General features: G+C 60.4%; 24 protein-coding genes. 15 read left to right on the plus strand and 9 right to left on the minus strand.

The window, feature by feature from the left end:
* Window positions 1–111 precede the first annotated feature (111 nt).
* Window positions 112–1305: an AlgP family protein gene (locus D8U73_RS29310; RefSeq protein WP_130903819.1), complete on the plus strand. Its 1194-nt coding sequence runs from the start codon at window positions 112–114 to the stop codon at window positions 1303–1305.
* Here the strand turns inward: D8U73_RS29310 and D8U73_RS04475 are convergent.
* Window positions 1302–1766 (minus strand): TIGR02444 family protein, encoded by a 465-nt coding sequence (locus D8U73_RS04475; RefSeq protein ID WP_130903820.1) that lies wholly within the window; start codon window positions 1764–1766, stop codon window positions 1302–1304. The genes D8U73_RS29310 and D8U73_RS04475 overlap by 4 nt on opposite strands.
* A gap of 50 nt (window positions 1767–1816) precedes the next feature.
* Between D8U73_RS04475 and D8U73_RS04480 the strand changes: the two genes are divergently transcribed.
* From D8U73_RS04480 to D8U73_RS04500, 5 genes are all read left to right on the plus strand, one after another.
* Window positions 1817–3727, plus strand: a complete 1911-nt coding sequence (locus D8U73_RS04480; protein ID WP_130903821.1) for an ATP-binding cassette domain-containing protein — start codon at window positions 1817–1819, stop codon at window positions 3725–3727.
* The gene (locus D8U73_RS04485; protein ID WP_056854105.1) at window positions 3727–4308 is read left to right on the plus strand and encodes a mechanosensitive ion channel family protein; all 582 of its coding nucleotides are present in this window, start codon (window positions 3727–3729) and stop codon (window positions 4306–4308) included. The genes D8U73_RS04480 and D8U73_RS04485 overlap by 1 nt, the downstream gene beginning before the upstream one ends.
* A 104-nt stretch (window positions 4309–4412) precedes the next feature.
* Window positions 4413–5045, plus strand: coding sequence for a homoserine/homoserine lactone efflux protein (gene rhtB / locus D8U73_RS04490; protein ID WP_130903822.1), 633 nt, complete (start codon window positions 4413–4415; stop codon window positions 5043–5045).
* 188 nt (window positions 5046–5233) lie between these two features.
* Complete coding sequence (locus tag D8U73_RS04495) at window positions 5234–7132, plus strand: cytochrome c/FTR1 family iron permease (RefSeq protein WP_130903823.1); 1899 nt, start codon at window positions 5234–5236, stop codon at window positions 7130–7132.
* Window positions 7133–7236: 104 nt separating this feature from the next.
* Window positions 7237–7692, plus strand: coding sequence for a YaiI/YqxD family protein (locus D8U73_RS04500; RefSeq protein WP_056854102.1), 456 nt, complete (start codon window positions 7237–7239; stop codon window positions 7690–7692).
* A gap of 167 nt (window positions 7693–7859) precedes the next feature.
* On the opposite strand, the gene elbB is transcribed toward D8U73_RS04500, so the two are convergent.
* Window positions 7860–8528 (minus strand): isoprenoid biosynthesis glyoxalase ElbB, encoded by a 669-nt coding sequence (gene elbB / locus D8U73_RS04510; RefSeq protein ID WP_056854101.1) that lies wholly within the window; start codon window positions 8526–8528, stop codon window positions 7860–7862.
* Window positions 8529–8644: 116 nt separating this feature from the next.
* Between elbB and D8U73_RS04515 the strand changes: the two genes are divergently transcribed.
* Complete coding sequence (locus tag D8U73_RS04515; protein WP_130903825.1) at window positions 8645–9877, plus strand: sterol desaturase family protein; 1233 nt, start codon at window positions 8645–8647, stop codon at window positions 9875–9877.
* Here D8U73_RS04515 and D8U73_RS04520 read toward each other — a convergent pair.
* Window positions 9861–10490: a DedA family protein gene (locus D8U73_RS04520; protein ID WP_056854099.1), complete on the minus strand. Its 630-nt coding sequence runs from the start codon at window positions 10488–10490 to the stop codon at window positions 9861–9863. The genes D8U73_RS04515 and D8U73_RS04520 overlap by 17 nt on opposite strands.
* Before the next feature lie 205 nt (window positions 10491–10695).
* Here D8U73_RS04520 and hemB point away from each other — a divergent pair, with 205 nt between their 5' ends.
* Both hemB and ppk1 read left to right on the plus strand, forming a co-directional pair.
* Window positions 10696–11709 (plus strand): porphobilinogen synthase, encoded by a 1014-nt coding sequence (gene hemB / locus D8U73_RS04525; protein ID WP_056854098.1) that lies wholly within the window; start codon window positions 10696–10698, stop codon window positions 11707–11709.
* Window positions 11710–11727: 18 nt separating this feature from the next.
* Window positions 11728–13950, plus strand: coding sequence for a polyphosphate kinase 1 (gene ppk1, locus D8U73_RS04530; protein ID WP_056854097.1), 2223 nt, complete (start codon window positions 11728–11730; stop codon window positions 13948–13950).
* A gap of 119 nt (window positions 13951–14069) precedes the next feature.
* Here the strand turns inward: ppk1 and ppx are convergent, their stop codons facing one another.
* From ppx to D8U73_RS04560, 5 genes are all read right to left on the minus strand, one after another.
* The gene (ppx, locus tag D8U73_RS04535; RefSeq protein WP_130903826.1) at window positions 14070–15572 is read right to left on the minus strand and encodes an exopolyphosphatase; all 1503 of its coding nucleotides are present in this window, start codon (window positions 15570–15572) and stop codon (window positions 14070–14072) included.
* A gap of 245 nt (window positions 15573–15817) precedes the next feature.
* Window positions 15818–16555: an amino acid ABC transporter ATP-binding protein gene (locus D8U73_RS04545; RefSeq protein ID WP_130903827.1), complete on the minus strand. Its 738-nt coding sequence runs from the start codon at window positions 16553–16555 to the stop codon at window positions 15818–15820.
* Window positions 16542–17192, minus strand: coding sequence for an amino acid ABC transporter permease (locus tag D8U73_RS04550; RefSeq protein ID WP_130903828.1), 651 nt, complete (start codon window positions 17190–17192; stop codon window positions 16542–16544). Before D8U73_RS04550 ends, D8U73_RS04545 begins: the two co-directional genes overlap by 14 nt.
* Window positions 17189–17857, minus strand: a complete 669-nt coding sequence (locus D8U73_RS04555) for an amino acid ABC transporter permease (RefSeq protein ID WP_130903829.1) — start codon at window positions 17855–17857, stop codon at window positions 17189–17191. Before D8U73_RS04555 ends, D8U73_RS04550 begins: the two co-directional genes overlap by 4 nt.
* A gap of 22 nt (window positions 17858–17879) precedes the next feature.
* A complete protein-coding gene (locus tag D8U73_RS04560) occupies window positions 17880–18665 on the minus strand; it encodes a transporter substrate-binding domain-containing protein (protein WP_056854092.1) in 786 nt (261 codons plus the stop codon).
* A gap of 256 nt (window positions 18666–18921) precedes the next feature.
* On the opposite strand from D8U73_RS04560, the gene D8U73_RS04565 reads away from it, so the two are divergent.
* From D8U73_RS04565 to D8U73_RS04590, 6 genes are all read left to right on the plus strand, one after another.
* Window positions 18922–19629: a FadR/GntR family transcriptional regulator gene (locus tag D8U73_RS04565; RefSeq protein ID WP_056854091.1), complete on the plus strand. Its 708-nt coding sequence runs from the start codon at window positions 18922–18924 to the stop codon at window positions 19627–19629.
* A gap of 121 nt (window positions 19630–19750) precedes the next feature.
* A complete protein-coding gene (trxA, locus tag D8U73_RS04570) occupies window positions 19751–20080 on the plus strand; it encodes a thioredoxin TrxA (RefSeq protein WP_003206727.1) in 330 nt (109 codons plus the stop codon).
* A 248-nt stretch (window positions 20081–20328) separates the two neighbouring features.
* The gene (gene rho / locus D8U73_RS04575) at window positions 20329–21588 is read left to right on the plus strand and encodes a transcription termination factor Rho (protein WP_003206716.1); all 1260 of its coding nucleotides are present in this window, start codon (window positions 20329–20331) and stop codon (window positions 21586–21588) included.
* Window positions 21589–21742: 154 nt separating this feature from the next.
* On the plus strand, window positions 21743–23209 hold the full coding sequence (gene ubiD, locus D8U73_RS04580; protein ID WP_130903830.1) for a 4-hydroxy-3-polyprenylbenzoate decarboxylase: 1467 nt from the start codon (window positions 21743–21745) through the stop codon (window positions 23207–23209).
* The gene (locus D8U73_RS04585; protein ID WP_130903831.1) at window positions 23209–24177 is read left to right on the plus strand and encodes a CDP-6-deoxy-delta-3,4-glucoseen reductase; all 969 of its coding nucleotides are present in this window, start codon (window positions 23209–23211) and stop codon (window positions 24175–24177) included. Before ubiD ends, D8U73_RS04585 begins: the two co-directional genes overlap by 1 nt.
* Before the next feature lie 303 nt (window positions 24178–24480).
* Window positions 24481–25149 (plus strand): gamma-glutamylcyclotransferase, encoded by a 669-nt coding sequence (locus D8U73_RS04590; protein WP_056854088.1) that lies wholly within the window; start codon window positions 24481–24483, stop codon window positions 25147–25149.
* On the opposite strand, the gene glpT is transcribed toward D8U73_RS04590, so the two are convergent.
* Complete coding sequence (gene glpT, locus D8U73_RS04595; RefSeq protein WP_056854087.1) at window positions 25125–26474, minus strand: glycerol-3-phosphate transporter; 1350 nt, start codon at window positions 26472–26474, stop codon at window positions 25125–25127. The two genes, D8U73_RS04590 and glpT, sit on opposite strands and share 25 nt — an antisense overlap.
* Between the last annotated feature and the right edge of the window lie 217 nt (window positions 26475–26691).

Here is a 26691-nt window from a genome sequence, read left to right on the forward strand (position 1 = left end):
GATTTTCGCTGGTTTGCAACGCACCGCTTTCGATAGTGTCAACATGCCCTAGCGGCGGTTGCAGCAGAGGTCTAGTATGAGCCGCAACTCACTTCAGCCAGGAGGTAAACCATGTCGGCCACCAAGAAGCCAGTAAACACTCCGTTGCACCTGCTCCAACAACTCTCGGGCAGCTTGCTCGAGCATCTGGAAAACGCTTGTTCCGAAGCCTTGGCTGATGCTGAAAAACTGCTCGCCAAGCTGGAAAAGCAGCGCGGAAAAGCGCAGGAAAAATTGCATAAATCCCGCACCAAATTGCAGGACGCCGCGGCAGCCGGCAAGGCCAAGGCGCAAGCCAAAGCCAAGGAAGGAGTGAAGGAACTCGAAGACCTGCTTGATGCTCTCAAAGAGCGCCAGTCGGACACTCGTGGCTACATTCTGCAACTCAAGCGCGACGCTCAAGAGAGCCTGAAACTGGCTCAGGGCATTGGTCGTGTACAAGAGGCTGTCGGCAAGGCGTTGACCCTGCGTTCGGCCAAGTCAGCCGCGGCCCCTGCGAAGAAAGCCGCTGCCAAACCGGCTGCCGCAAAAGCACCGGCCAAACCTGCCGCCAAACCTGTCGCTAAAACGGCGGCTGCCAAACCAGCTGCAAAACCTGCTGCGAGAACTGCTGCTGCCAAACCTGTTGCTGCCAAGCCGGCTGCTGCAAAAACAGCGGCTGCAAAACCTGCCGCGGCAAAAACCGCTGCAGCAAAACCAGCCGCAAAACCGGCGGTAAAACCGGCGGTAAAAACTGCCGCTAAACCAGCCGCAAAACCAGCCGCTAAATCCGCTGCAAAACCTGCTGCCAGAACCGCCGCGGCGAAGCCTGCTGCCAAGCCGGCAGCCAAACCGGTTGCGGCCAAAACCGCGGCCAAGCCTGCGGCTAAACCAGCAGCAAAACCTGCAGCAAAAACTGCAGCAAAACCTGCGGCGAAAGCACCGGCTAAACCCGCTGCCAAACCGGCCGCTAAAACGGCTGCGGCAAAACCTGCCACTGCCGCCAAACCGGCAACTGCCAGCGCCGCCAAACCGGCCGCCGCCAAACCCGCTGCCAAACCAGTTGCAGCAAAACCAGCGGCCAAACCTGCTGCTAAACCAGCCGCCAAACCAGCAGTGAAAAAACCGGTTGCCGCCAAGCCCGCGACCGCACCTGTTGCCAAGCCAGCCACTCCGGCTCCCGCTGCAGCACCTGCTTCGACGGCCACTACCTCGACAACTGCGCCAGCACCAACGCCGGCCGCTGTTCCGAGCGCAGCAACCTCCACGCCTACCAGCGCTTCCTAAGTGCCGGTTACCGCGACGCGCAGCTGATGCAGCGCGTTGCGGTCGAGGTGGGCGGCGTCTGCCGTCACGCCTTCCAGCCAGGCCGATAGATCGGCCGTCTCTTCCTGCGGCCAGTTTTGGGTCGTTTGCTCCAGTCGCTTTAGCAAATGCCGTTCGGCTTCCAGCTCCAACGTCTTCACTTGCTCGCGCAACGTATGCAACCCGGCGTCTCTTGCTGCCGCGTCTTTCCATTGCATGCGCAACGCCCGTAACGGTCGCACGACATCCGCATCCCAGGTTCGGGCTATCTCTCGAAGTTGCTGCAAGCGCTGTTCGTTACAGCTGATTCTTCGCTCCTCCAGCCAAGCCGCGCACAGCAGCAGGCAGACATTGACTCCCGCCGCCTGCAATTGCAGGCACGCCTGCTCGACACCCGGGCGGGCGTAGGTAGTGAGGGAAAAGCTCCACAGGTCAGAGGACATAGTGCTACTCGCGCCAGTTGCGAGCGAAGCTGGTAGACTCCGCCGCCATTATGATTCGACTTCAGAACCTGACTTTACAGCGTGGCCCGCAACGTCTGCTAGAAGACGCCGAGCTGACCCTGCACGCCGGCCAGAAAGCCGGCCTCATCGGTGCCAACGGCGCCGGCAAATCGAGCCTGTTCGCCTTGCTTCGGGGTGAACTGCACCCGGATTCGGGTGATTGCTTGCTGCCGGGCGACTGGCGTATCGCCCACATGCGCCAGGAGGTCGACACGCTCGATCGCCTGGCGGTCGACTACGTGCTCGATGGCGACTTGCGCCTGCGCCAGGTACAGCGAGACCTGGCGGCAGCCGAAGCGGCCCATGACGGTGCCGCACAGGCCCGCCTGCACTCCGAGCTCGACAGCGCCGACGGCTACACCGCCGATGCCCGGGCGCGCAAGTTGCTGGCCGGTCTGGGCTTCACTAACGAGCAGATGGATCGTCAGGTCGGGGATTTCTCCGGTGGCTGGCGGATGCGTCTGAACCTGGCGCAGGCCTTGATGTGTCCATCGGACCTGCTGCTGCTCGACGAACCGACCAACCACTTGGACCTCGATGCCATTATCTGGCTCGAAGAGTGGCTCAAAAGTTACCCCGGCACCTTGATGCTGATTTCCCACGACCGGGATTTCCTCGATGCCGTGGTCGATCACGTGGCCCACGTCGATCAGCGCAAGATCACGCTGTATCGCGGTGGCTACAGTGCCTTCGAACGCGCCCGCGCCGAACGCCTGGCCCAGCAACAGCAGGCCTATGAGAAGCAGCAGGCGCAACGTGCGCACATGGAAAGCTACATCGCCCGCTTCAAGGCTCAGGCTACCAAGGCCCGTCAGGCCCAGAGCCGGATCAAGGCGCTGGAGCGGATGGAAGAGCTGACCGCGGCTCACGTCGATTCGCCGTTCGATTTTGTGTTCCGCGAATCGCAGAAAATTTCCAGCCCACTGATCGACCTGTCTGATGCTCGCCTGGGTTACGGCGACAAAGCGGTGCTGGAGAAGGTCAAGCTGCAACTGACCCCCGGTGCGCGAATCGGTTTGCTCGGGCCGAACGGTGCCGGCAAATCGACCCTGATCAAGAACCTTGCAGGCGAGCTGTCGCCGCTGGCGGGTCGGTTGACCCGTGGTGAGAACACCGTGGTCGGTTACTTCGCCCAGCATCAGTTGGACTCGCTGGATTCCAAAGCCAGCCCGTTGCTGCATTTGCAGCGCCTGGCACCCACCGAACGCGAACAAACCCTGCGCGACTTCCTCGGTGGTTTCGACTTCCGAGGCGCGCGAATCGACGAGCCGGTGCTGAATTTCTCCGGTGGCGAGAAGGCGCGCCTGGCGCTGGCGTTGATCGCCTGGGATCGGCCGAACCTGCTGCTGCTCGATGAGCCGACCAACCACCTGGACCTGGAAATGCGCCTGGCGCTGACCATGGCCTTGCAGGAATTCAGTGGCGCGGTATTGGTGGTTTCCCACGACCGTCACCTGCTCAAAAGCACCACCGACAATTTTTATCTGGTGGCGGACGGCAAGGTCGAAGAGTTCGACGGCGATCTGGAAGACTACACCCGCTGGCTGGTGGATTACCGCCAGCGCAATGCGCCGGTGAGCAATACGCCGGTCAATCCGGACAAAACCGACAAGAAGGCCCAGCGTCAGGCTGCAGCCGCGTTGCGTCAGCAACTGGCGCCGCACAAGCGTGAAGCGGAAAAGCTCGAAGCCGAGCTGGGCAAGCTGCACGAGAAACTGGCGAAGATCGATGCCAGCCTCGGTGACAGTGACATCTACGAGCCGGCGCGCAAGAACGACTTGCGTGATCTGCTGGCCGAACAAGCCAAGCTCAAAGTACGCGAAGCGGAGCTGGAAGAGGCCTGGATGGAAGCTTTGGAACTGCTGGAAAGCATGCAGGCGGAGCTGGAGGCGCTGTCCTGATGGAGGCCTTCAGACTTCCGTTGCCGGCCATGTGGGCCGAACCGATATGGCTCGGCGTGCAAATCCTGCTGATCCTGCTGGCCGGTTACCTGGCCCAGCGTTTTGTCGCCAAGTGCCTGACCCGCCTCGGCGAGCGCTACCCGTTCCCGCCACAGTTGCTGATGCCGCTACGCGGTGGCCTGCGTTGGCTGATCATGGGCAGTGCCCTGATTTTCGTACTGGAACGCCTGGGAGTGTCGGCCACGGTGCTGTGGACGGCGTTGTCCGGTTTTGTCGCGGTAGCGGCGGTGGCGTTTTTCGCCATGTGGAGTGTGTTGTCGAACCTGCTGTGCGCGATCCTGATTTTCACCGTTGGCCCGTTTCGCCTGGGCGATGTGGTCGAACTGGTGGACACCACCGACAAACCCGGGGTCAAGGGCCGTGTCGTGGCGATCAATCTGCTCTACACCACATTGATCGAAGCCGAAGAGCTCGGCACCGGCAGCGCGATGGTGCAAGTGCCCAACAGTTTGTTCTTCCAGCGTTCGGTTCGGCGTTGGCGGGGGACCGACATGTTCCCTTCGAGCGGGTTCGAAAAGTAAGCCGGCTTGGGATCGCAGCCTTTTCACATGCAAAAAATCGGTAGTCACCAGCCCAAAGCCGCATTAGCTTAGACGTCTGTCACGAGTTCGAGTCGAGGTGTGCAATGGAGCTTCAAACATGGCTGGCGTTTTTTGCCGCCTGCTGGGTGATCAGCCTGTCACCGGGCGCCGGCGCCATTGCGTCGATGTCCAGCGGCCTGCAATACGGTTTCTGGCGCGGCTATTGGAACGCCTTGGGCCTGCAACTGGGCCTTGCGGTGCAGATCGCGATTGTTGGCGCCGGTGTCGGCGCGATTCTCACCGCCTCCGCCACAGCCTTCTACGCAATCAAATGGTTTGGCGTGGCGTACCTGGTGTATCTCGCCATCAAGCAATGGCGCGCGTTGCCTGGCGACATGAGCGATGACGCGGCAGTGCGGCAGATCGGCAAACCGATGGCGCTGGTGTTCCGCGGGTTTCTGGTAAACATCAGCAACCCCAAGGCGCTGGTGTTCATGCTCGCGGTGTTGCCGCAGTTCATCGACCCGCACGCGCCACTACTGATCCAGTACGTGATCATTGGCGTCACCATGATTTGCGTCGACCTGATCGTCATGGCCGGGTACACCGGGCTGGCCTCCAAAGTGCTGCGTCTGTTGCGTACACCAAAACAGCAGAAGCGCATGAACCGCACCTTTGCCGGACTGTTCATTGGCGCGGCGGCGTTCATGGCCACCTTGCGTAAAACAGCGGTGTAGACACCCGTCAGTACAAAAAAGGCGACCTTTGCGGGTCGCCTTTTTCGTTTCAGGGGTTCGGTATGCGCGACACGCTTGTCAGGGGCTGGCTCGCGCAGGATGTTTGTCAAAACAGCACAACAAAGCTTGAGTGAAAGTGATTGGGAGGGAACAATATGTTACTTCGTATTTCCAGCTGAGAATCATTCATGAGTGCCCCGTCCCGTTTCCTGGCCTGGCTGATAGCGCCTGTGTTTGCCCTGTGCAGTTTCAATCTGCTGGCGGACACGGTGGAAGGCGCACCGCAAGCACTGCATTTACTCGACTATATCGGTGCGGACTACCCAGGTGCGGTACAAGCAGGCAACGTCGTCAGCGAATCCGAGTACCGCGAGCAGCTGGAATTCGTCCAGGTCCTGCAAGGTCTGGTGGCGGCCATGCCAGCGAAACCGGAAAAGGCTGAGCTGGTGCAGGGCATCGGCAAGCTGCACAGCGCCATTGCTGCGCGTCAGGAGGGGGCCGAGGTTGCCCGTCTGGCGCGGCAACTGGGGGCAAAACTGGCAGTGGCCTATGAGGTCAGCCAGGCACCGATCATCACTCCGGATCCGACCCGAGGGGCGCCGCTGTACGCCCAGCATTGCTCGGTGTGCCATGGCGATACCGGCGCGGGTGACGGTCCTGCGGGCGTTGGTCTGACCCCGCCACCCGCCAATCTGCGTGATAACGCGCGCCTGGATCACCTGAGTCTTTACGCGATCTACAACACCTTGAATCTGGGGGTGGAAGGCACCGATATGCCCGCCTTCGGCGATCAACTCGATGATCGTCAGCGTTGGGACCTGGCCACGTACATCGCCAGCTTCAGCGCCGATCCGGCGACCGTCAGCAGTGACAAGTCCTACAACATTGCCGATCTGGCTCGCCAGACTCCGGCCGAAGTGCAGGCCGTGGACGGTGCGCAAGCGGCGGCGATATTCCGTGCCCAACGGGCACAACCGCCGCAGGTCAAGCGTGGCCCGGCGCAATTGCTCGATTACACCGCCGCGACCCTGGACAAGAGCGTTGCAGCCTATCGTGCCGGCGAACACGATCAGGCCTATGACTTGTCGGTGGCGGCCTACCTGGAAGGCTTCGAACTGGTCGAAAGCTCCCTCGACAACGTCGACGCCAACGTGCGCAAAGACACGGAAAAATCGCTGATGGCTTACCGTCAGTCGTTGCAGGATGGCTTGCCGGTAGAGCAGGTCGAGCAGCGTCTGGAGGCGGCCAAGGCCAAACTGAAAATCTCCGCCGGTTTGTTGGGCAGCGATGGCTTGAGCTGGTCCCTGAGCTACATTTCCGGCCTGCTGATTCTATTGCGCGAAGGTTTGGAAGCGATCCTGGTGCTGGCGGCGATTCTCGCCTTCTTGCGTAACACCGGCCAGCAATCGGCCGTGCGCAGCGTCAACGTCGGTTGGGGGCTGGCGCTGGTCGCGGGGCTGGCCACCTGGGCGCTGGCGGCGTATGTGATTGATGTCAGCGGTTCCCAGCGTGAATTGCTCGAAGGCGCGACGGCGCTGTTTGCCAGCGTCATGGTGCTGTGGCTCGGGGTGTGGATGCATGATCGTCGTCACGCCGCGGCCTGGCAGGATTACATCAAGAGCAGCCTGGTGGGCGGTGGCGGGCGTTTCGGCTTTGCGATCCTGGCGTTCTTCTCGGTGTATCGCGAGCTGTTCGAGGTGATTCTGTTCTACGAAACCCTGTGGTTGCAGGCAGGTCCTGCTGGCCATGATGCGGTGCTGGCGGGTGGTGCCACGGCACTGGTGCTGCTGGTGGGCCTGGCGTGGGTGATATTGCGCGGCTCGGCAAAACTGCCGTTGGCGCTGTTTTTCAGCATTAATGCCGCTTTGTTGTGTGCGTTGTCGGTGGTGTTTGCCGGGCATGGCGTGAAGGCGTTGCAGGAGGCCGGGATCTTCGGCACGCGACCGGTGCCGTTCTTTGAGTTCGACTGGCTGGGTATTCATGCCGATGCGTATTCGTTGAGTGCGCAGGCTGTGGCGATCATTGCGATCGTCGTGTTGTATGGGCGTAGCTGGGTAGTCGAGAAGCGTCGGTTGGCGGTTTCTTAAACAGCATTCGCTGCGCTCATGATCGCGGGCAAGCCTTGCTCCTACAGACGGCGCTATCCTGTAGAGCATGGCTTGCCCGCGATGCTTTTAACGAGGAAAACACAATGCGTGTCTGGATCGATGCCGACGCCTGCCCGCGGGCGGCCAAGGATCTGGTGGTGAAGTTTGCCCTCAAGCGCCGTTTCGAAGTGGTGCTGGTGGCCGGACAGCCGCAGATCAAACCAGGCCTGGCGCTGGTGAAGTTGATCGTGGTGCCGAGCGGCCCGGATGCCGCCGACGACTATCTGGTGGAACATGCAGTCCCCGGTGAGCTGGTGATTTGCAGCGATGTGCCGCTGGCCGACCGGTTGGTGAAAAAGGGCGTTGCGGCACTGGACCCGCGAGGCAAGGAATTCGACTCGCAGAACATGGGCGACCGGCTGGCGGTGCGCAACCTGTTCACCGACTTGCGCGAGCAAGGGCAGATGAGCGGCGGGCCGGCGCCGTTTGGCGAGCGCGAGAAACAGGCGTTTGCCAATGCGCTGGACCGGATCTTGACGCGGCTATCGCGCCAGTCTTGAGCGAATGCAGTCGTTGTGGCGAGGGAGCTTGCTCCCGCTGGGGTGCGAAGCAACCCCCAAACCTGCCGCGACAGTTTTCAGAAAAATCGCAGCAATCGGTTTTGCGACTGCTGCGCAGTCGAGCGGGAGCAAGCTCCCTCGCCACAGGAGTCAATCGCCGCGACGGGTCAAGCGTCGTTTTCGTGGGTCAGTTCGAGGACGCGGTCGACCAGTTTGTTGATCCCTGAAGCCGCTTCACTGATCGACTGCGCCAGCATGTAGGCTGGGGTGCTCACCAGTTTGCGCGCCTTGTCTTCCACGATGTCGCTGACAGCGCATTCCTGGTGGGTGGCGCCCATCTTGTTCAGCGCCGTCGCCGTGTCGGCATCGTTGCCGATGGTGCAGGTCACACCGGGGCCATAAATCTTTGCCGCCAGGGCTGGCGAGATGCAGATCAGCCCCACTGGTTTTCCGGCTTCGGCAAAGGCTTCGGTCAACGCCAGCACGTCGGGCTGCACGGTGCAGCCGGTTCCCTCGATGGCGAAGTTGGAGAGGTTCTTGGCCGAGCCGAAGCCACCGGGAATGATCAGCGCATCGAAGTCTTCGGCGTCGGCTTCGCGGATGTCCTTGATTTCGCCGCGGGCGATGCGCGCCGACTCCACCAGCACATTGCGCGATTCGGGCATTTCTTCGCCGGTCAGGTGGTTGATCACATGCAGTTGCGCAATGTTTGGCGCGAAACACTGCACCTGCGCGCCGCGCTGGTCCAGGCGCAGCAAGGTAATCACACTCTCGTAGATCTCGGCGCCGTCGTACACACCACAACCGGAAAGGATCACTGCAACTTTTTTGCTCATGGGCTTTTTCTCCAGATTCATGGCGTTAAATGTCCACTAATTTGTCACTCGTTGCCATAGGGTTAATTCGCGGGTACACCTAGCATCTGTCCTCAGGATTCCGACCAGGGCGCGTCATGGACTTCATTCTGTATGCAGTGCCGTTTTTCTTTGTATTGATTGCCATCGAACTGGCGGCCGACCGCTGGCGCGGGGTGAGCAACTATCGGCTGGCAGACGCCATCAACAGCATCAGCACCGGCGTGCTGTCCACCACCACGGGTCTGCTGACCAAAGGCGTGGGGTTGCTGACTTACGCATTTGCCCTCAAGCACCTGGCACTGTTCGAACTCTCCGCCGACAGTGTCTGGGTCTGGGTATTCGCTTTCGTGTTTTATGACTTGTGCTACTACTGGCTGCACCGCATGGGCCATGAACGCAATATTCTCTGGGCTGCGCATTCGGTGCATCACCAGAGCGAGGACTACAACCTTTCCACCGCCCTGCGCCAGACCAGTACCGGATTTCTCCTGAGCTGGATCTTCTACCTGCCCATGGCCGTCGCGGGCGTGCCGTTGCTGGTGTTTGTCAGCGTCGCGGCGCTGAACCTGCTGTACCAGTTTTGGGTGCACACCCGGCATATTCCCAAACTCGGCTGGTTCGAGTGGTTCTTCGTCACGCCATCCAATCATCGGGCTCACCATGCACAGAACGCTCTCTACATGGATCGCAACTACGGCGGGGTGTTCATTATTTGGGACCGTCTATTCGGCTCGTTCCAGGAAGAGGACGACAACGAGCCGGTGATTTTCGGCGTGACCACGCCGCTGGCGAGCTGGAATCCGTTGTGGGCGAACGTGCAGTTCTACGCGCAGTTGTGGGCCGACGCGCGGCGTGCCGAAAGCACCTGGGACAAGCTGCGGATCTGGTTCATGCGCACCGGTTGGCGGCCGGCGGACGTGGCCGCCAAATACCCGATGAACAAGCCGGATCTGAGTCAGTTCCGCAAATTCGAAGTGCCGCTGGACGGGCGTCAGCAGCTCTATGTGCTGTTGCAATTCTGCGTCTACGTCGCGCTGGGCAGCTATTTGATGAACCTTGAGCCGAGCCTGCCAACGGCCGCATTGGTGCTTGGCTGGGGCGCCGTGGCGCTGGGGCTGTTCGTGCTGGGCGTGGCCCTGGAGAATCGCCCTTGGGCATTGAAGGTGGAACTGTTGCGGCTGGCGTCCAACGTGCCGCTGGTGTGGCTGGCGCCGTTGGTGGGGCTGTGGCCGGCCAGCGCGGTGGGCTGGATCGGCCTGCTCAGTTACAGCCTGCTGAGCGGTATCGGTCTTTACTGCTGTCGAAACCGCTTCACTCGATTGGCTTAGTTTCGCCGGTTTTCGCCTGTTCGGCTTTCAGGGCCTGCTCGTCGGCGTAGACCTGTCTGGCCAGGCGGGCGTTCTTGAAGCGCCGGCGCAACCACAAGCCCAGGCCCAGGATGAGCAGGGCGCCGAGGACCCACAGTTCGTATTTCTTGATGCTGCCGAGCATGCCCTCCAGCACCGCGCCGAAGTGATAGGCGGCCGCCGCCAATGCAGTGGCCCAGATCGCCGCGCCAATTCCGTTGAGCAACAGGTAGCGTCCCGGTGGATAGCCCGACAGGCCGATCGCCACCGGCATCACTGTGCGCAGTCCATAGACGAAACGGAAGCTCAGGACCCAGATGTCCGGGTGCTTGCGGATGTGTTCCAGCGCCCGATCACCCATCATTTGCCAGCGTGGTTTGCGCGCCAGCAACTTGCGCCCATGCTTGCGCCCCATGAAATACCACAGCTGATCGCCGGCATAACTGCCGAAGAACGCCACGACCACCACCAGGTTGATGTCCATGTATCCACGGAACGCGAGGAAGCCTGCGAGCACCAGAATGGTTTCGCCTTCGAAAAACGTGCCGAGGAACAAGGCAAAGTAGCCGAAGTCATGCAGAAATTGTTGGAGCATTGTCTGGGTGCTGGCGAAATGAACGCGCAGCCTAACCCTTCGCACACATTCAGGAAAGTGTCCAAATGTGTCTCGACGTGAACATTTCCTACAAGGACAATGGAATGCGGCTACATGTCGCGGTGTGCGCACAACTGTCACACGTTCGTCATAATGGCCGCTTATAACTGTTACGCTCGCACGCCTGCGGGCTCAGGAGTCTGCCGTGAGCTTTACCCCCGCCAACCGTTTGTTCCCTGCAACCCGCCTGCGCCGCAACCGTCGCGATGATTTCTCGCGCCGACTGGTCCGTGAAAATGTGCTGAGCGTCGATGACCTGATTCTGCCGGTATTTGTGCTGGACGGTGAAAACCGTCGTGAAGCGGTGGCGTCGATGCCGGGCGTCGAACGCCTGACCATTGATCTGTTGCTCGAAGAAGCGGCCAAGTGGGTCGAGCTGGGAATTCCGGCGCTGGCACTGTTCCCGGTGACCCCGCCAGGGCTGAAGTCGCTGGACGCCGCCGAAGCCTGGAACCCTGAAGGCATCGCCCAGCGCGCCACCCGCGCCCTGCGTGCGCAATTCCCTGAGCTGGGTGTGATCACCGACGTCGCTCTGGACCCGTTCACCACTCATGGCCAGGACGGTATCCTCGACGAAGAAGGCTACGTGCAGAACGACATCACCGTCGATGCACTGGTCAGGCAAGCCTTGTCCCATGCCGAAGCCGGTGCGCAGGTGGTCGCCCCGTCGGACATGATGGACGGGCGCATCCAGGCGATCCGCGAAGCGCTCGAAGTGGCCGGTCACGTCAACGTGCGGATCATGGCCTACTCGGCGAAGTACGCCAGCGCCTACTACGGCCCGTTCCGCGATGCGGTCGGTTCGGCACTGAACCTGGGCAAGGCCAACAAGGCCTCCTATCAGATGGACCCGGCCAACAGCAACGAAGCCCTGCACGAAGTGGCGGCTGACTTGTCAGAAGGCGCAGACATGGTCATGGTCAAGCCAGGCATGCCGTACCTGGACATCCTGTGCCGGGTCAAAGAAGAGTTCAAAGTGCCGACCTTTGTTTATCAAGTCAGCGGCGAGTACGCCATGCACATGGCCGCGATCCAGAACGGCTGGTTGAGCGAAGGGGTTATCCTCGAATCCCTGACCGCCTTTAAACGTGCAGGCGCTGATGGCATCCTGACGTACTTTGCCGTTCGTGCCGCTCAATTGTTACGAGAGCAAAAATAGCCCTCCCAGGAACATGTGATGAATACCGAAGGACTCACGGAAGTTGCCGTACAAGACGCTCAACCTGTGGTCGAGCAAATCGCCGAGACCCCGCCGGAGCTGGAGCCTGCTCCACCCGCGGCGGTAACCGAGCCCGCCCCGGCGGCGCCGGCGATTGCCATTCCCGGCCTGGATGACAGCAGCCTGTACATCCATCGCGAGTTGTCGCAACTGCAGTTCAACATCCGCGTACTGGAACAGGCGCTGGATGAGACCTATCCGTTGCTGGAGCGGCTGAAGTTTCTGCTGATCTTCTCCAGCAACCTGGACGAGTTCTTCGAAATTCGCGTCGCCGGCCTGAAGAAGCAAATCACTTTCGCCCGTGAGCAGGCGGGGGCCGATGGCTTGCAGCCGCATCAGGCCCTGGCGCGCATCAGCGAACTGGTGCACGGCCACGTTGACCGCCAGTACGCGATTCTCAACGACATTCTGTTGCCGGAGCTGGAAAAACATCAGGTCCGCTTTATCCGTCGTCGTCACTGGACGACCAAGCTGAAAACCTGGGTGCGCCGTTATTTCCGCGACGAGATCGCGCCGATCATCACCCCGATCGGTCTCGACCCGACGCACCCGTTCCCGTTGCTGGTGAACAAGAGCCTGAACTTCATCGTCGAGCTCGAAGGCATCGACGCCTTCGGTCGCGACTCCGGCCTGGCGATCATCCCGGCCCCGCGCCTGCTGCCGCGCATCATCAAGGTGCCGGAGGAAGTGGGCGGCGCCGGCGACAATTATGTGTTCCTGTCGTCGATGATCCACGCCCACGCCGATGACCTGTTCCAGGGCATGAAGGTCAAGGGCTGCTACCAGTTCCGCCTGACCCGAAATGCCGACCTGGCGCTGGATTCCGAAGACGTCGAAGACCTTGCCCGCGCCCTGCGTGGTGAGCTGTTCTCGCGTCGCTATGGTGATGCGGTGCGTCTCGAAGTCGCCGATACCTGCCCGAAACACTTGTCCGATTACTTGCTCAAGCAATTCAACCTGAGCGAGACCGAGTTGTACCAGGTCAACGGTCCGGTGAACCTGACGCGTCTGTTCAGCATCACCGGTCTGGACAGCCAGCGCGAGCTGCAATATCTGCCGTTCACCCCGCAGATCCCGAAGCTGCTGCAAAACAGCGAGAACATTTTCAGTGTGATCAGCAAGCAGGACATCCTGCTGCTGCACCCGTTCGAGTCGTTCACCCCGGTGGTCGACTTGCTGCGCCAGGCTGCCAAGGACCCGCACGTGCTGGCGGTGCGCCAGACCCTGTACCGCTCCGGCGCCAACTCGGAAATCGTCGATGCGCTGGTGGATGCGGCGCGTAACGGCAAGGAAGTTACCGCGGTGATCGAGTTGCGCGCGCGGTTCGACGAAGAGTCCAACCTGCAACTGGCCAGCCGTCTGCAAGCGGCCGGTGCGGTGGTGATCTACGGCGTGGTCGGCTTCAAGACCCACGCCAAGATGATGTTGATCCTGCGCCGCGAGGCCGGTGAAATCGTGCGTTATGCGCACCTCGGTACCGGTAACTATCACGCCGGCAACGCTCGCCTCTACACCGACTACAGCCTGCTGACCTCCGACGACGCCTTGTGCGAAGACGTCGGCAAACTGTTCAGCCAGTTGATCGGCATGGGCAAGACCCTGCGCATGAAGAAGTTGCTGCATGCGCCGTTCACCCTGAAGAAGGGCATGCTCGACATGATTGCCCGCGAGACCCAGTTCGCCCTCGATGGCAAACCGGCGCACATCATTGCCAAGTTCAACTCACTGACCGATCCGAAGATCATCCGTGCGTTGTACAAGGCCAGCCAGTCGGGCGTGCGCATCGACCTCGTGGTGCGTGGCATGTGCTGCCTGCGGCCGGGCATTGCCGGGGTTTCGCACAACATTCACGTGCGTTCGATCATCGGGCGTTTCCTGGAACACACCCGGGTGTTTTATTTCCTCAACGGCGGCGATGAGCAGATGTTCCTGTCCAGTGCCGACTGGATGGAGCGCAACCTCGACAAGCGCGTCGAGACATGCTTCCCGGTCGAGGGCAAGAAGCTGATCATGCGGGTGAAGAAGGAGCTGGAGCTGTACCTGACCGATAACACCCACAGCTGGAGCCTGCAGTCGGACGGTCGTTACATCCGCAACACGCCGACCGGCAACCAGAACCCGCGCAGCGCCCAGGCGACGTTGCTGGAGCGATTGGGCAGTCCGATTCTGACAGTGCGTTAAAGCGTCGGAGCATAAAAATGGCGATCCCTGCGGATCGCCATTTTTGTTTCCGCCACATGCGATGGCGTCTCTAAAATTGCCATCGCCGGCAAGCCGTGTTCCTACAGGCGCAGTGCGTATCAGCGCACGCTGAGAACGATATCCACTCGGGTCAGCCATTCCGCTTCGATAGCGAAGTCGGCCTGGGTCAGCTGGTTTTCATCCAGCCAGTTTTCCGGGAACACCACTTCAAGATGATTGCCCATGGCGTTGAGCTCGACCTGAGGCATTTGCTGAGTACCGCGGATGTGGTGGAACAGGATCGCGAAGCGCAGCAACACGCACAGGCGTATCAGCTTGATGCCGTCATCGCCGAAGTCGGCGAATTTGTCCTTGGGAATGTTGCGACGGTGGCCACGCACCAGCAGCGCGAGCATTAACTGGTCTTCGCGGGAGAACCCGGCCAGGTCCGAGTGTTCGATCAGGTAAGCGCCGTGCTTGTGGTACTGGTAGTGAGCGATGTCCAGGCCCACCTCATGGACCTTCGCCGCCCAGCCGAGCAGTTCGCGCCAGACGCCATCTTCCAGGTCCCAGTCGCTTGCCACCTGATCGAAGGCATGCAGGGCTTTGCGTTCGACCCGCGCCGCCTGTTCCAGGTCGACGTGATAACGCTCCATCAGGGAGGTCAGGGTGCGTTCGCGCACGTCTTCGTGATGATGGCGGCCGAGCAGGTCATACAGCACGCCTTCACGCAGGGCACCTTCGCAGTGGTCCATGCGTTGCAGTTCGAGGGAGTCGAAGATGGCTTCGAGGATTGCCAGGCCCGCCGGGAAGATCGCCCGACGATCGGGCTTGATGCCTTCGAAGTCGATTTTCTCGACATCGCCGAGCTTCATCAGCTTGCGCTTGAGCCAGGCCAGGCCTTCGGCGTTCACTTCGCCGGTGCCGTGACCACCGGCCTTCAGCGCCAGGCCGATGGCGCGGATGGTGCCCGAGGAGCCGATGGCCTCATCCCAGGTCAGGCGATGCAGGGCGTGTTCAATGCTCATGATCTCCAGCCGCGCCGCGGTGTACGCCTGGGCATAGCGGGCCGGGGTGATCTTGCCGTCCTTGAAATAGCGTTGGGTGTAGCTGACGCAACCCATTTGCAGGCTTTCGCGCAGCAGCGGTTCGAAACGCTGGCCGATGATGAATTCGGTACTGCCGCCGCCGATGTCCGCCACCAGGCGCTTGCCCGTGGTGTCGGCGAGGGTGTGGGACACGCCGAGGTAGATCAGGCGCGCTTCTTCTCGGCCGGAGATGACTTCCACCGGGTGGCCGAGGATTTCTTCGGCGCGGTGGATGAATTCGGCGCGGTTACGAGCTTCACGCAGGGCGTTGGTACCAACGATACGCACGGCGCCGAGGGGCATACCGTTGATCAGTTGGGCAAAACGCTTGAGGCAATCGAGCCCGCGCTGCATGGATTCTTCGCTGAGTTTACGCTCGTCGTCGATGCCGGCCGCCAGCTGAACCTTCTCCCCGAGACGCTCGAGAATACGGATTTCGCCGTTCTGGGCCTTGGCCACGACCATGTGAAAGCTGTTGGAGCCCAGGTCGATTGCGGCGATCAGGGACAGATTCTTGGCTTGGGATTGCGGCATGGTCTGGGGGTCTCGGTCGATAACCTCGACATCGTGCCACGATCAAAGGCTGGCGCCAACGCGTTCGGTTCAAAGCCTTGATCCAGCGCATGGACTACATGGGTCCCTGTGGCGAGGGAGCTTGCTCCCGCTGGGCTGCGTAGCGGCCCTAAAACCATCCAACGCGGTGAGTCAGGAAAAACCGGTCCTCAGATTTTGCGACGGCTGCGCCGTCGAACGGGAGCAAGCTCCCTCGCCACAGGGATTTAGCTTGATGCTGCCACTGTCCCAATGAAGTTCGCCAGTTCCGCCGTTTGCGGCGTGGCGAACAGGACTTTCGGGTCCCCCACCTCATGCACCTTGCCGTGATGCATGAACACCAATTTATCCCCCACCTCCCGGGCAAAACGCATCTCATGGGTGACCATGATCAGCGTCATGCCTTCCTTGGCCAGTTGCCGAACAACGCTCAGCACTTCGTTGACCAGCTCCGGGTCCAGCGCCGAAGTGATTTCGTCACACAGCAAAACCTTCGGCGACATCGCCAGCGCCCGGGCAATTGCCACCCGCTGTTGTTGTCCGCCGGACAGCCGATCGGGAAAGGCATCGAACTTCTCACCCAGCCCTACCTTTTCCAGCATTTGCCGCGCCAGTTCGATCGCTTTGGCTTTTGATACTTTTTGCACCACCTGCGGTGCAAGCATGACGTTTTCACCGACGGTCAGGTGCGGGAACAGGTTGAACTGCTGGAACACCATGCCGACTTTCTGCCGCAGGCTGCGCAGATCGGCACGGGCAGCATCGAGGTATTCACCGTCGACTTCGATCACGCCATCGTTGATGGACTCAAGGCCATTGAGGGTACGCAGCAAGGTCGACTTACCCGAGCCGCTGCGTCCAATGATCGCCACCACCTGGCCTTCCTCCACGCTCAGGTCGACGCCTTTGAGCACATGGTGATCGCCGTAATATTTATGCAGGGCGGAAATTCTAAGCAGAGGCATGCAGTCTCCTTTCCAGGTAGCGCGCACTGAGGGACAAGGGATAACAGAGCAGGAAATAGCCGAGGGCGACGAGACCGTAGACCATGAACGGTTCAAAAGTGGCGTTGGCAAGCATGCCGCCGGTCTTGGTCAGTTCGGTGAAGCCGATGATCGAAGTCACAGCCGTGCCTTTGACCACCTGCACCGAGAAGCCCACGGTCGGCGCCACGGCGATGCGCAGCGCCTGCGGCAGGATCACGTAGCGCAGCTGTTCCAACGGGTTCAGCGCCAGGCTCGCCGAAGCTTCCCACTGGCCATTGGGAATCGAGTCGACGCAACCGCGCCAGATCTCTGCCAGGTAAGCGCTGGTGAACAGCGTCAGCGCAATCGCCGCCGCCATCCACGGCGAAATCTCAACCCCGGCCAGCGCCACACCGAAAAACACCAGAAACAGTTGCATCAAAAGCGGCGTGCCCTGGAACAGTTCGATGTAAGTGCGGGCGAAACTGCGCGGCAGGGCTTTTTTCGAAATGCGCATGACCATGATCAGCAGGCCGATCACGCCACCGCCGATGAACGCCACCAGCGACAACGCCAGCGTCCATTGCAGGCCCGTGAGCAGGTTGCGCAGGATGTCCCAGAAAGTGAAATCGCTCATCGGCTGCTCCTGGAGATATAGCGTGTTCCGATCCAGTTCAGGAGCTGGCGGATCAACAGGGCCATGCACAAGTAAAGCAACGTGGTCAGTGCATAGGTTTCAAAGGCGCGGAAGTTGCGCGACTGAATAAAGTTGGCGGCGAAGCTCAGCTCTTCGGTGGCGATCTGCGAGCAGACGGCCGAGCCGAGCATGACAATGATGATCTGGCTGCTCAGGGCCGGCCAGACTTTGCCCAGCGCCGGCAGCAGCACCACGTGGCGGAACGCCTCGAAACGCGTCATTGCCAACGCCGCCGCGGCTTCCAGCTGCCCTCGCGGGATCGCCTGAATGCCCGCGCGGATAATTTCGGTGGAATAGGCACCGAGGTTGATCACCATCGCCAATACCGCCGCCTGCCATTCGGAAATCTGCACGCCCAACGACGGCAAGCCGAAAAAGATGAAAAACAGCTGCACCAGGAACGGCGTGTTGCGGATCAATTCGACGTAGACCGCGAAGATCCCGGCGAACGGGCGAATGTTCCAGGCCCGCACCAGGGCGCCGACAATGCCCAGCCCCACGCCGAGCACCGCACCGATGGCCGTCAGCTCCAGAGTGAACAATGCACCGCGCAGCAACAGATCGGTGTTGTGAACCACCGGCAAGAAATCGAACTGATAAGCCATAGCGTGTCTCCTGCGCGCCGTGTCAGAGGTCGGCCGGCAGCGGCTCTTTGAGCCAGGTCAATGCGTTCTTCTCCAATGCGCCGTCGCTCTTGGCGGTCACGAGGATCTGATTGACCTTGTCCAGCAGCGCCGGCTCGTTCTTGTTCACGCCGACGTAGACCGGCGAATCCTTGAGCTTCACTTTCAGCGCCGGCACGCGTTTCGGGTTCTTTTCGCTGATGGCGACCATGACCACGTTGCCGCTGGCGATCAGGTCGACCTGCCCGGCCAGGTACGCGGCGATGGTCGAGTTGTTGTCTTCGAAGCGCTTGATGGTCACGCCTTCGGGCGCGACCTTGCTCAGCTCGATGTCTTCGATGGCGCCACGGGTGACGCTGACGGTCTTGCCCTTGAGGTCGTCCAGGCCTTTGATGTCGGCTTCTGGCGGGCCGAACACGGCGAGGTAGAACGGTGCATAGGCGCGGGAGAAGTCGATGACTTTTTCCCGCTCGGGGTTTTTGCCAAGGCTGGAAATCACCAGGTCGACCTTGCCGGTGGTCAGGAACGGGATGCGGTTGGTGCTGTTGACCGGAGTCAGTTCGAGTTTGACCTTGAGCTGGTCGGCCAGCAGTTTTGCAGTATCGATATCCAGGCCGCGAGGTTTCATGTCCGGGCCGACCGAGCCGAAGGGCGGGAAGTCCTGGGGCACGGCAACCTTGAGGACGCCGCGCTTGACCACATCCTCCAGACCGTCGGCGTGGGCGGGTGCCTGGCTCAGCATCAGGCTAGCGAACAAGACTTTGATGAGTGCGCTGTAACGCTGGGTCATGGCAGATCTCCGAATCGGCGAGAAGGAATGTCTGCGGATCGACAGAGCATGGGCCATGCCAACCTCGGGCCATGGGGGCGCCAGCGCGCGGTTTTACTGGTGTCGGAAGGTCTTACTGGTCTGAACAGTCGAGTCGCGTTTCGCACCTCGATAGCGCACCCGTGAAAATTCCCGAACCCCCATGGGGCACGACTTGCCGGACGCCGCGAATAGCTTTACAACTGGCCGCACATTGGCCTGGTTCGTCTGGAAAATCATGAACTCGATCTCCCGTGCCGTACCCGAAGTGGCGCTGCAAGCCATCCGCAAACTGATCACCGAACAGGGCTTCGGGCCCGGGGATGCCTTGCCCTCGCAACGGGATCTGGCGGTGCAATTGGGGGTCAGTCGGGCGTCGTTGCGCGAGGCGTTGTCATCACTGAGCGCACTGGGGGTCATCAGTATCCAGCCGGGCAAAGGCGTGTTTGTGCAATCACCAGTGGAGCTGCCGCGAGGCGATGCGGCGCCGGGCTGGCCATTCGCGGCGCAGGCTTCGCCGCTGGACATTTTTCAGTTGCGCTATGCGCTGGAGGGGTTTGCCGCAGGGCTGGCGGCCGTGACCTTGAGTACCGATGAGCTCGATGCGCTGCAAGACAATGTCGCCGCCATGCGCAACGAATTGAAGTCTGGCGACTTTGAAGCGGCGGCGCGCCTGGACTTCGAATTTCACCGTCGAATTCTGCTGGCCAGCGGCAATCAGGCGATGCTGAGCATCCTCACCGCCAGCGCCGACATCTTCCTGGAGAGCCAGAAGCTACCGTTCATCCGGGCCGAACGGGCCATGGAAACCTGGCAGGAACATCGCAAAATCCTTCGCGCACTGGCACGCCGAGCCTCAGGGGCCGCACAGAAAGCCATGCACGAACATGTGCGCAATGCCGCCTTGCGCACCGGAATCGCCTTCGTCGCTCCCGCCACAGCGTGACCTGGGCTATACCCAAACTCATGGACCACCATAGCGAGACTCAATCATCTGCACCTTCCTGAACACGGGAAGGGCAGCTATGATGGGCCACGTTTTTTTGCTTACAACCCTGGAGAATTCCATGAGCAGCGATCTTATCAAACACGTTAGCGACGCTAGCTTCGAGGCCGACGTACTCAAGGCTGAAGGCGCTGTACTGGTCGATTACTGGGCTGAGTGGTGCGGCCCTTGCAAAATGATCGCTCCTGTTCTGGACGAAATTGCCGAGACTTACAAAGGCAAGCTGACCGTTGCCAAACTGAACATCGACGAAAACCAGGAAACCCCGGCCAAGCACGGCGTGCGTGGTATCCCGACCCTGATGCTGTTCAAGAACGGCAACGTTGAAGCGACCAAGGTCGGCGCACTGTCGAAGTCGCAACTGGCAGCCTTCCTCGACGCCAACATCTAAGCGTCGTCGCAGCGTGTCAAATAAAGGCCCCGCAATTCGCGGGGCCTTTTTCGTTATGAGGGCTAGACGCTCCGAAACTCAGGTGTTACATTCGGCCCCGCGCTGGTTTCTCCAGTGCCCCCTGCTAGCCGTCGCCGACGCTCTCCTTTTCGAATAAGTACGCGATCCTGTCGCCTTCTCCGCGGCGCGGCCTCATTAAGCCAAAAGCTTAATTTTCCCCCCTCCATAAATGATTACGTCATTCCTATATGAATCTGACTGAACTCAAGCAAAAGCCGATTACCGAACTGCTCGAATTGGCCGAACAGATGGGCATAGAAAATATGGCCCGTTCGCGCAAGCAGGACGTGATTTTCTCCCTGCTGAAAAAGCACGCGAAAAGCGGCGAGGAAATCTCCGGTGATGGCGTGCTGGAGATTCTCCAGGACGGCTTCGGCTTCCTCCGCTCTGCAGACGCCTCCTATCTCGCCGGCCCGGACGATATCTACGTCTCGCCGAGCCAGATCCGTCGCTTTAACTTGCGCACCGGTGACACCATCGTTGGCAAGATCCGCCCTCCGAAGGAAGGCGAGCGTTATTTCGCGCTGCTCAAGGTCGACACGATCAACTTCGACCGTCCGGAAAACGCGAAAAACAAGATTCTCTTCGAGAACCTGACCCCGCTGTTCCCGACCGTGCGCATGAAGATGGAAGCCGGCAACGGCTCCACCGAAGACTTGACCGGTCGTGTTATCGACCTGTGCGCCCCGATCGGCAAAGGCCAGCGCGGTCTGATCGTTGCACCGCCGAAAGCCGGTAAGACGATCATGCTGCAGAACATCGCGGCGAACATTGCGCGCAACAACCCTGAAGTTCACCTGATCGTGCTGCTGATCGACGAGCGTCCGGAAGAAGTAACCGAAATGCAGCGCACCGTGCGCGGCGAAGTGGTTGCCTCGACGTTCGACGAGCCGCCAACCCGTCACGTACAGGTGGCCGAAATGGTGATCGAGAAGGCCAAGCGCCTGGTCGAGCACAAGAAAGACGTGGTGATCCTGCTCGACTCCATCACCCGTCTGGCCCGTGCCTACAACACCGTGATCCCGAGCTCCGGCAAAGTGCTCACCGGTGGTGTCGATGCCCACGCCCTGGAGAAGCCAAAGCGTTTCTTCGGTGCTGCGCGGAACATCGAAGAAGGCGGCTCGCTGACCATCATCGCCACCGCGCTGGTTGAAACCGGCTCGAAGATGGACGAAGTGATCTACGAGGAATTCAAAGGCACCGGCAACATGGAACTGCCTCTGGATCGCCGCATCGCTGAAAAGCGCGTGTTCCCGGCCATCAACATCAACCGTTCCGGCACCCGCCGCGAAGAGTTGCTGACCGCCGACGACGAGTTGCAGCGCATGTGGATCCTGCGCAAGCTGCTGCACCCGATGGACGAAGTCGCTGCCATCGAGTTCCTGGTCGACAAGCTGAAAACGACCAAGACCAACGATGAGTTCTTCCTGTCGATGAAACGCAAGTAAGTCGAGCAGGTTGTGCCATACAGGGCACCAGAGCCGGGGAAACCCGGCTTTTTGCTATCTGATTTTTGATGAACCGGCAGTTCGTGGTTCTGAATAGAGGGGTTCGGCGCTAAACTGCCTGCCCCGAACGCCACGGCCAACACGAGGCTTACGCATGCAGTATCGCGACTTGCGCGACTTTATCAGCGGGCTGGAACAGCGCGGCGAGCTCAAGCGCATCCAGATTCCGGTGTCCCCAGTGCTCGAAATGACCGAGGTCTGTGACCGCACCTTGCGCGCCAAAGGCCCGGCCCTGCTGTTCGAAAAGCCTGTCGGTTATGACATTCCGGTGCTCGGCAACCTGTTCGGCACCCCCGAGCGCGTTGCGTTGGGCATGGGCGCCGAAGCGGTCAGCGAACTGCGCGAAATCGGCAAGTTGCTGGCGTTCCTCAAGGAACCCGAGCCGCCGAAAGGGCTGAAAGACGCCTGGTCCAAACTGCCGATCTTCCGCAAGATCATCTCGATGGCGCCCAAGGTCGTCAAAGATGCGATCTGCCAGGAAGTGGTCATCGAAGGCGATGACGTCGATCTCTCGACACTGCCGGTGCAGACCTGCTGGCCGGGCGACGTGGCGCCGCTGATCACCTGGGGCCTGACCGTTACCAAAGGTCCGAACAAGGATCGGCAGAACCTCGGGATCTACCGTCAGCAAGTGATCGGCCGCAACAAAGTCATCATGCGTTGGCTCAGCCACCGTGGCGGCGCGCTGGATTACCGCGAATGGTGCGAGAAGCATCCGGGGCAACCGTTCCCGGTGGCCGTGGCGCTGGGCGCTGACCCGGCGACCATTCTCGGCGCCGTGACCCCGGTGCCCGACAGTCTCTCCGAATACGCTTTCGCCGGCCTGCTGCGCGGCAACCGCACCGAACTGGTGAAATGCCGGGGCAACGACCTGCAAGTGCCGGCCACCGCCGAGATCATCCTTGAAGGCGTGATCCATCCGGGCGAGATGGCCGATGAAGGCCCGTACGGCGACCACACCGGCTACTACAACGAAGTCGACAGCTTCCCGGTGTTCACCGTCGAGCGCATCACCCATCGCATCAAGCCGATCTACCACAGCACCTACACCGGACGTCCACCGGATGAGCCGGCGATCCTCGGCGTGGCGCTGAACGAAGTGTTCGTGCCGATCCTGCAGAAGCAGTTCCCGGAGATCACCGATTTCTACCTGCCGCCAGAAGGCTGCTCGTACCGCATGGCCGTCGTGACCATGAAGAAGTCGTATCCGGGGCATGCCAAGCGGGTAATGCTCGGTGTCTGGTCGTTTTTGCGACAGTTCATGTACACCAAGTTCGTTATCGTCACTGACGACGATATCAACGCACGGGACTGGAACGACGTGATCTGGGCCATCACCACGCGCATGGACCCCAAGCGCGACACGGTGATGATCGAGAACACGCCGATCGACTACCTTGACTTCGCCTCGCCGGTGTCCGGCCTGGGGTCGAAAATGGGGCTCGATGCCACGCATAAATGGCCGGGCGAAACCACACGTGAGTGGGGCCGGGTGATCGTCAAGGACGATGCCGTGACCCAACGGATCGATGCCATCTGGAATCAGTTAGGAATAGATTGATGCGTGTAACTTTGCAGCCCTCCGGAGCGGTGCTCGAGATCCTGCCCGGCGAGCGGATTCTCGATGGCGCACGTCGTCTGGGCTATGAGTGCCCGCAAAGCTGTCGCAACGGCAACTGCCATGTGTGCGCTGCGCTGCTGGTGGAAGGGCGCGTCGAACAGGCGGGCGATGTGCGCGATCATGGCGAGTTCTACACTTGCATTGCAGAGCCGCTCGAAGACTGCATCGTGCTGTGGGATGGCGTGCTCGCGCTGGGAGAATTGCCGGTGCGCACCCTGTCGTGTCAGGTCACCAGTTGCACCGAGGTCGGTGGTGATACCTGGCGAGTGCGGCTGCGGGCGCCGGCGGGTAAACCTCCGCGTTATCACGCCGGCCAGTACTTGATGATCCATCGGGACAATGGCGAGAAATCATCTTTCTCCCTGGCTTCGGCACCCTCCGGTGGGCGTGATCTGGAAATCCACGTACTGGCGCGCGAAGCCAGTGCAATAAACCTGATCAAGCAGCTGCAAGGCAACACGATGGTGCGGATCGACATGCCGTTCGGCGACACGCACCTGGCCGAGCTGCCGGACGGTCCTCTGGTGTTGATTGCCGCGGGTACCGGCATGGGCCAGGTCCATGGCCTGATCGAACACTGTCGCGCCGAAGGCTTCAAGCACCCCGTGCATTTGTATTGGGGCGTGCGCCGTCCTGAAGACTTCTATGAAATCGAACACTGGGACGAGTGGCTGAAGCTACCCAACCTGTTCCTGCACAAAGTCGTCAGCGATCAAAGCGGCTGGCAGGGACGCTGCGGCATGTTGCATGAGGCCGTGTGCGAAGACTTCCCCGATCTCAAGACTTTGCACGTGTACGCCAGTGGTTCTCCGGCCATGGTCTACGGCACGCTGGATGCGCTGGTCGAGGCGGGCATGGACGCCCATCAGATGCGCGCAGACGTATTTGCCTACGCGCCTAGATCGTAACCCCTGTAGGAGCGAGCCTGCTCGCGATGGTCGTTAACGTTGACACGGGAAATCAGGAAGCCCGCTTCGCTCCTGACCCCATCGCGAGCAGGCTCGCTCCTACACAGGTGGTTATAACTCTGTATATAGCGGATCGGTATTTATAAAATAATATAAATGCCGGTACGTTATATCTAATCCAGCCAGTTAATTAATAACTGTGCCATGGCACCTAAATTGCCTTAAAACATATGTGCCTTATTGTTACAACGGTGCGTTCTATAAAGTAATACTTCACTCGCGGGGAGCTGAACGCTATTCGCCATGAGCGCCATAGAATCTTCATTTCTGAATCTGGCTTATCCGCCGCAGCTCGATCTGGGGCCGCAGCTCACTCACGAACAATTACTCAGCTCAATGCAAACGACCATGGCGCGCCACAAGGGTGGGCCTGTATGGCTGTTCGCCTATGGGTCACTGATCTGGCGCCCTGAGTGCACGGCTGTCGAGCGCGTTCGCGGGCGGGTCCATGGTTACCACCGGGGGTTGTACCTGTGGTCCCACGAACATCGCGGCACACCGGAGATGCCGGGACTGGTATTCGGCCTGGATCGCGGCGGCTCTTGCAGCGGCTTTGCTTATCGTCTGCCTGAAGAGCAACTTGAAGCGTCACTGTATGCGCTTTGGCAACGTGAGATGCCGTTCCCGTCTTATCGTCCACACTGGCTCAACTGCCGACTCGAAGACGGCAACCAGGTTCAGGCATTGGGATTCGTTCTGGAGCGGCACCTGCCCAGTTATGCCGGCAACTTGCCGGATCATGTGCTGAGCCATGTGTTTGAAAACGCTTGCGGGCGTTACGGCACCACTCGCGATTATGTCGAGCAGACCGCTCACGCCCTGCGTAGCCACGCCATGCCAGACCGGAATCTGGAGGCGCGGCTCAAGCGCTGTAAATCAAAGGCCGATCAGGCGAGTGCTTCGCGGCTCTGACTGGCGACTTGCTTGTGCCACAGCGTTGGCGCAAGGAAAGCCATCGCCAGCAGGCAGGCGCCGATCAGCAGGACGAAACCGCCGTCCCAACCGAAGTGGTCCACGGTGTAGCCCATCGCTGCACTGGCCGCGACCGAACCCCCCAGGTAACCGAACAAACCGGTGAAACCCGCTGCCGTACCGGCGGCTTTCTTCGGCGCCAGCTCCAGCGCCTGCAAGCCGATCAGCATGACCGGGCCGTAGATCAGGAAGCCGATGGACACCAGGGCGATCATGTCGACCGTCGGGTTGCCGGCCGGATTCAACCAGTACACCAGGGTCGCCACGGTCACCAGCGCCATGAACACCATGCCGGTCAGGCCACGGTTGCCACGAAAAATCTTGTCCGACATCCAGCCGCACAGCAACGTGCCCGGGATACCCGCCCATTCGTAGAAGAAGTACGCCCAGGACGTCTTGTCTACGGTGAAACCCTTGGCTTCCTTGAGGTAGGTCGGCGCCCAGTCCAATACGCCGTAGCGCAGCAGATAGACGAAGACGTTGGCCAGGGCGATGTACCAGAGCATTTTGTTGCGCAGCACGTATTTGACGAAGATTTCCTTGGCGCTGAATTCTTCTTCGTGGCTGGCGTCGTAGCCTTCCGGATAGTCGTTCTTGTACTTCTCGATGGGCGGCAGGCCCACCGATTGCGGGGTATCGCGCATGGTGATGAAGGCAAAAACCGCCACGGCCATGGCGACGGCTGCCGGTACGTAGAACGCGGCATGCCAGTCATTGAACAGGCCCATGCCGACCAGGAACAGCGGACCAATCAGGCCGCCGCCGACGTTGTGCGCGACGTTCCACAGCGACACCACGCCACCGCGTTCCTTCTGTGACCACCAGTGCACCATGGTCCGGCCACTGGGCGGCCAACCCATGCCCTGAGCCCAGCCATTGATGAACAGCAGGACGAACATGATGGTCACGCTGGACGTTGCCCAATGCGCGAAACCGAAAATGAACATCACGGCAGCCGAAACCATCAGGCCGAACGGCAGGAAGAAGCGCGGGTTGGAGCGGTCGGAAACGATGCCCATCAGGAACTTGGACAAGCCATAGGCGATGGCAATCGCCGACAGCGCCACGCCCAGTTCACCGCGGGTATAGCCCTCTTCGATCAGATAGGGCATCGCCAGGGAAAAGTTTTTGCGCAGCAGGTAGTAACCGGCGTAACCGATAAAGATACCGGCGAAGATTTGCCAGCGCAGGCGGCGGTAGGTGCTGTCTATTTTTTCTTCAGGCAAGGGCGCCTGATGTGCGGCAGGACGAAAGAAAGCAAACATTCAGGAGCTCCAGTTTTCTTGTTTTGACTGCGGATGCGAATGTTACAGTTTCGTTACCGAAAATAGCACTGGTTCTCATCAGCCAAACAGCGGAAATGTTGGAAAACGAGCATTCCTTTATGAACATGTCGCTCAGATGTAAGTGAAGGGCGTTGTAGGAGTTGTTACCGCTTTCCTTTAGTGACTGCCGGGCCGGCAGGATTAAGGCAAATCTTTG

Source organism: Pseudomonas sp. Sample_22 (genome assembly GCF_004307635.1).
Taxonomy (GTDB): domain Bacteria; phylum Pseudomonadota; class Gammaproteobacteria; order Pseudomonadales; family Pseudomonadaceae; genus Aquipseudomonas.

Coding starts and splice junctions, on each gene's coding strand:
- D8U73_RS29310 (WP_130903819.1), top strand. CDS start 112: ATGTCGGCCACCAAGAAGCCAGTAAACACTCCGTTGCACCTGCTCCAA.
- D8U73_RS04475 (WP_130903820.1), bottom strand. CDS start 1,766: ATGTCCTCTGACCTGTGGAGCTTTTCCCTCACTACCTACGCCCGCCCG.
- D8U73_RS04480 (WP_130903821.1), top strand. CDS start 1,817: ATGATTCGACTTCAGAACCTGACTTTACAGCGTGGCCCGCAACGTCTG.
- D8U73_RS04485 (WP_056854105.1), top strand. CDS start 3,727: ATGGAGGCCTTCAGACTTCCGTTGCCGGCCATGTGGGCCGAACCGATA.
- rhtB (WP_130903822.1), top strand. CDS start 4,413: ATGGAGCTTCAAACATGGCTGGCGTTTTTTGCCGCCTGCTGGGTGATC.
- D8U73_RS04495 (WP_130903823.1), top strand. CDS start 5,234: ATGAGTGCCCCGTCCCGTTTCCTGGCCTGGCTGATAGCGCCTGTGTTT.
- D8U73_RS04500 (WP_056854102.1), top strand. CDS start 7,237: ATGCGTGTCTGGATCGATGCCGACGCCTGCCCGCGGGCGGCCAAGGAT.
- elbB (WP_056854101.1), bottom strand. CDS start 8,528: ATGAGCAAAAAAGTTGCAGTGATCCTTTCCGGTTGTGGTGTGTACGAC.
- D8U73_RS04515 (WP_130903825.1), top strand. CDS start 8,645: ATGGACTTCATTCTGTATGCAGTGCCGTTTTTCTTTGTATTGATTGCC.
- D8U73_RS04520 (WP_056854099.1), bottom strand. CDS start 10,490: ATGCTCCAACAATTTCTGCATGACTTCGGCTACTTTGCCTTGTTCCTC.
- ppk1 (WP_056854097.1), top strand. CDS start 11,728: ATGAATACCGAAGGACTCACGGAAGTTGCCGTACAAGACGCTCAACCT.
- ppx (WP_130903826.1), bottom strand. CDS start 15,572: ATGCCGCAATCCCAAGCCAAGAATCTGTCCCTGATCGCCGCAATCGAC.
- D8U73_RS04545 (WP_130903827.1), bottom strand. CDS start 16,555: ATGCCTCTGCTTAGAATTTCCGCCCTGCATAAATATTACGGCGATCAC.
- D8U73_RS04550 (WP_130903828.1), bottom strand. CDS start 17,192: ATGAGCGATTTCACTTTCTGGGACATCCTGCGCAACCTGCTCACGGGC.
- D8U73_RS04555 (WP_130903829.1), bottom strand. CDS start 17,857: ATGGCTTATCAGTTCGATTTCTTGCCGGTGGTTCACAACACCGATCTG.
- D8U73_RS04560 (WP_056854092.1), bottom strand. CDS start 18,665: ATGACCCAGCGTTACAGCGCACTCATCAAAGTCTTGTTCGCTAGCCTG.
- D8U73_RS04565 (WP_056854091.1), top strand. CDS start 18,922: ATGAACTCGATCTCCCGTGCCGTACCCGAAGTGGCGCTGCAAGCCATC.
- trxA (WP_003206727.1), top strand. CDS start 19,751: ATGAGCAGCGATCTTATCAAACACGTTAGCGACGCTAGCTTCGAGGCC.
- rho (WP_003206716.1), top strand. CDS start 20,329: ATGAATCTGACTGAACTCAAGCAAAAGCCGATTACCGAACTGCTCGAA.
- ubiD (WP_130903830.1), top strand. CDS start 21,743: ATGCAGTATCGCGACTTGCGCGACTTTATCAGCGGGCTGGAACAGCGC.
- D8U73_RS04585 (WP_130903831.1), top strand. CDS start 23,209: ATGCGTGTAACTTTGCAGCCCTCCGGAGCGGTGCTCGAGATCCTGCCC.
- D8U73_RS04590 (WP_056854088.1), top strand. CDS start 24,481: ATGAGCGCCATAGAATCTTCATTTCTGAATCTGGCTTATCCGCCGCAG.
- glpT (WP_056854087.1), bottom strand. CDS start 26,474: ATGTTTGCTTTCTTTCGTCCTGCCGCACATCAGGCGCCCTTGCCTGAA.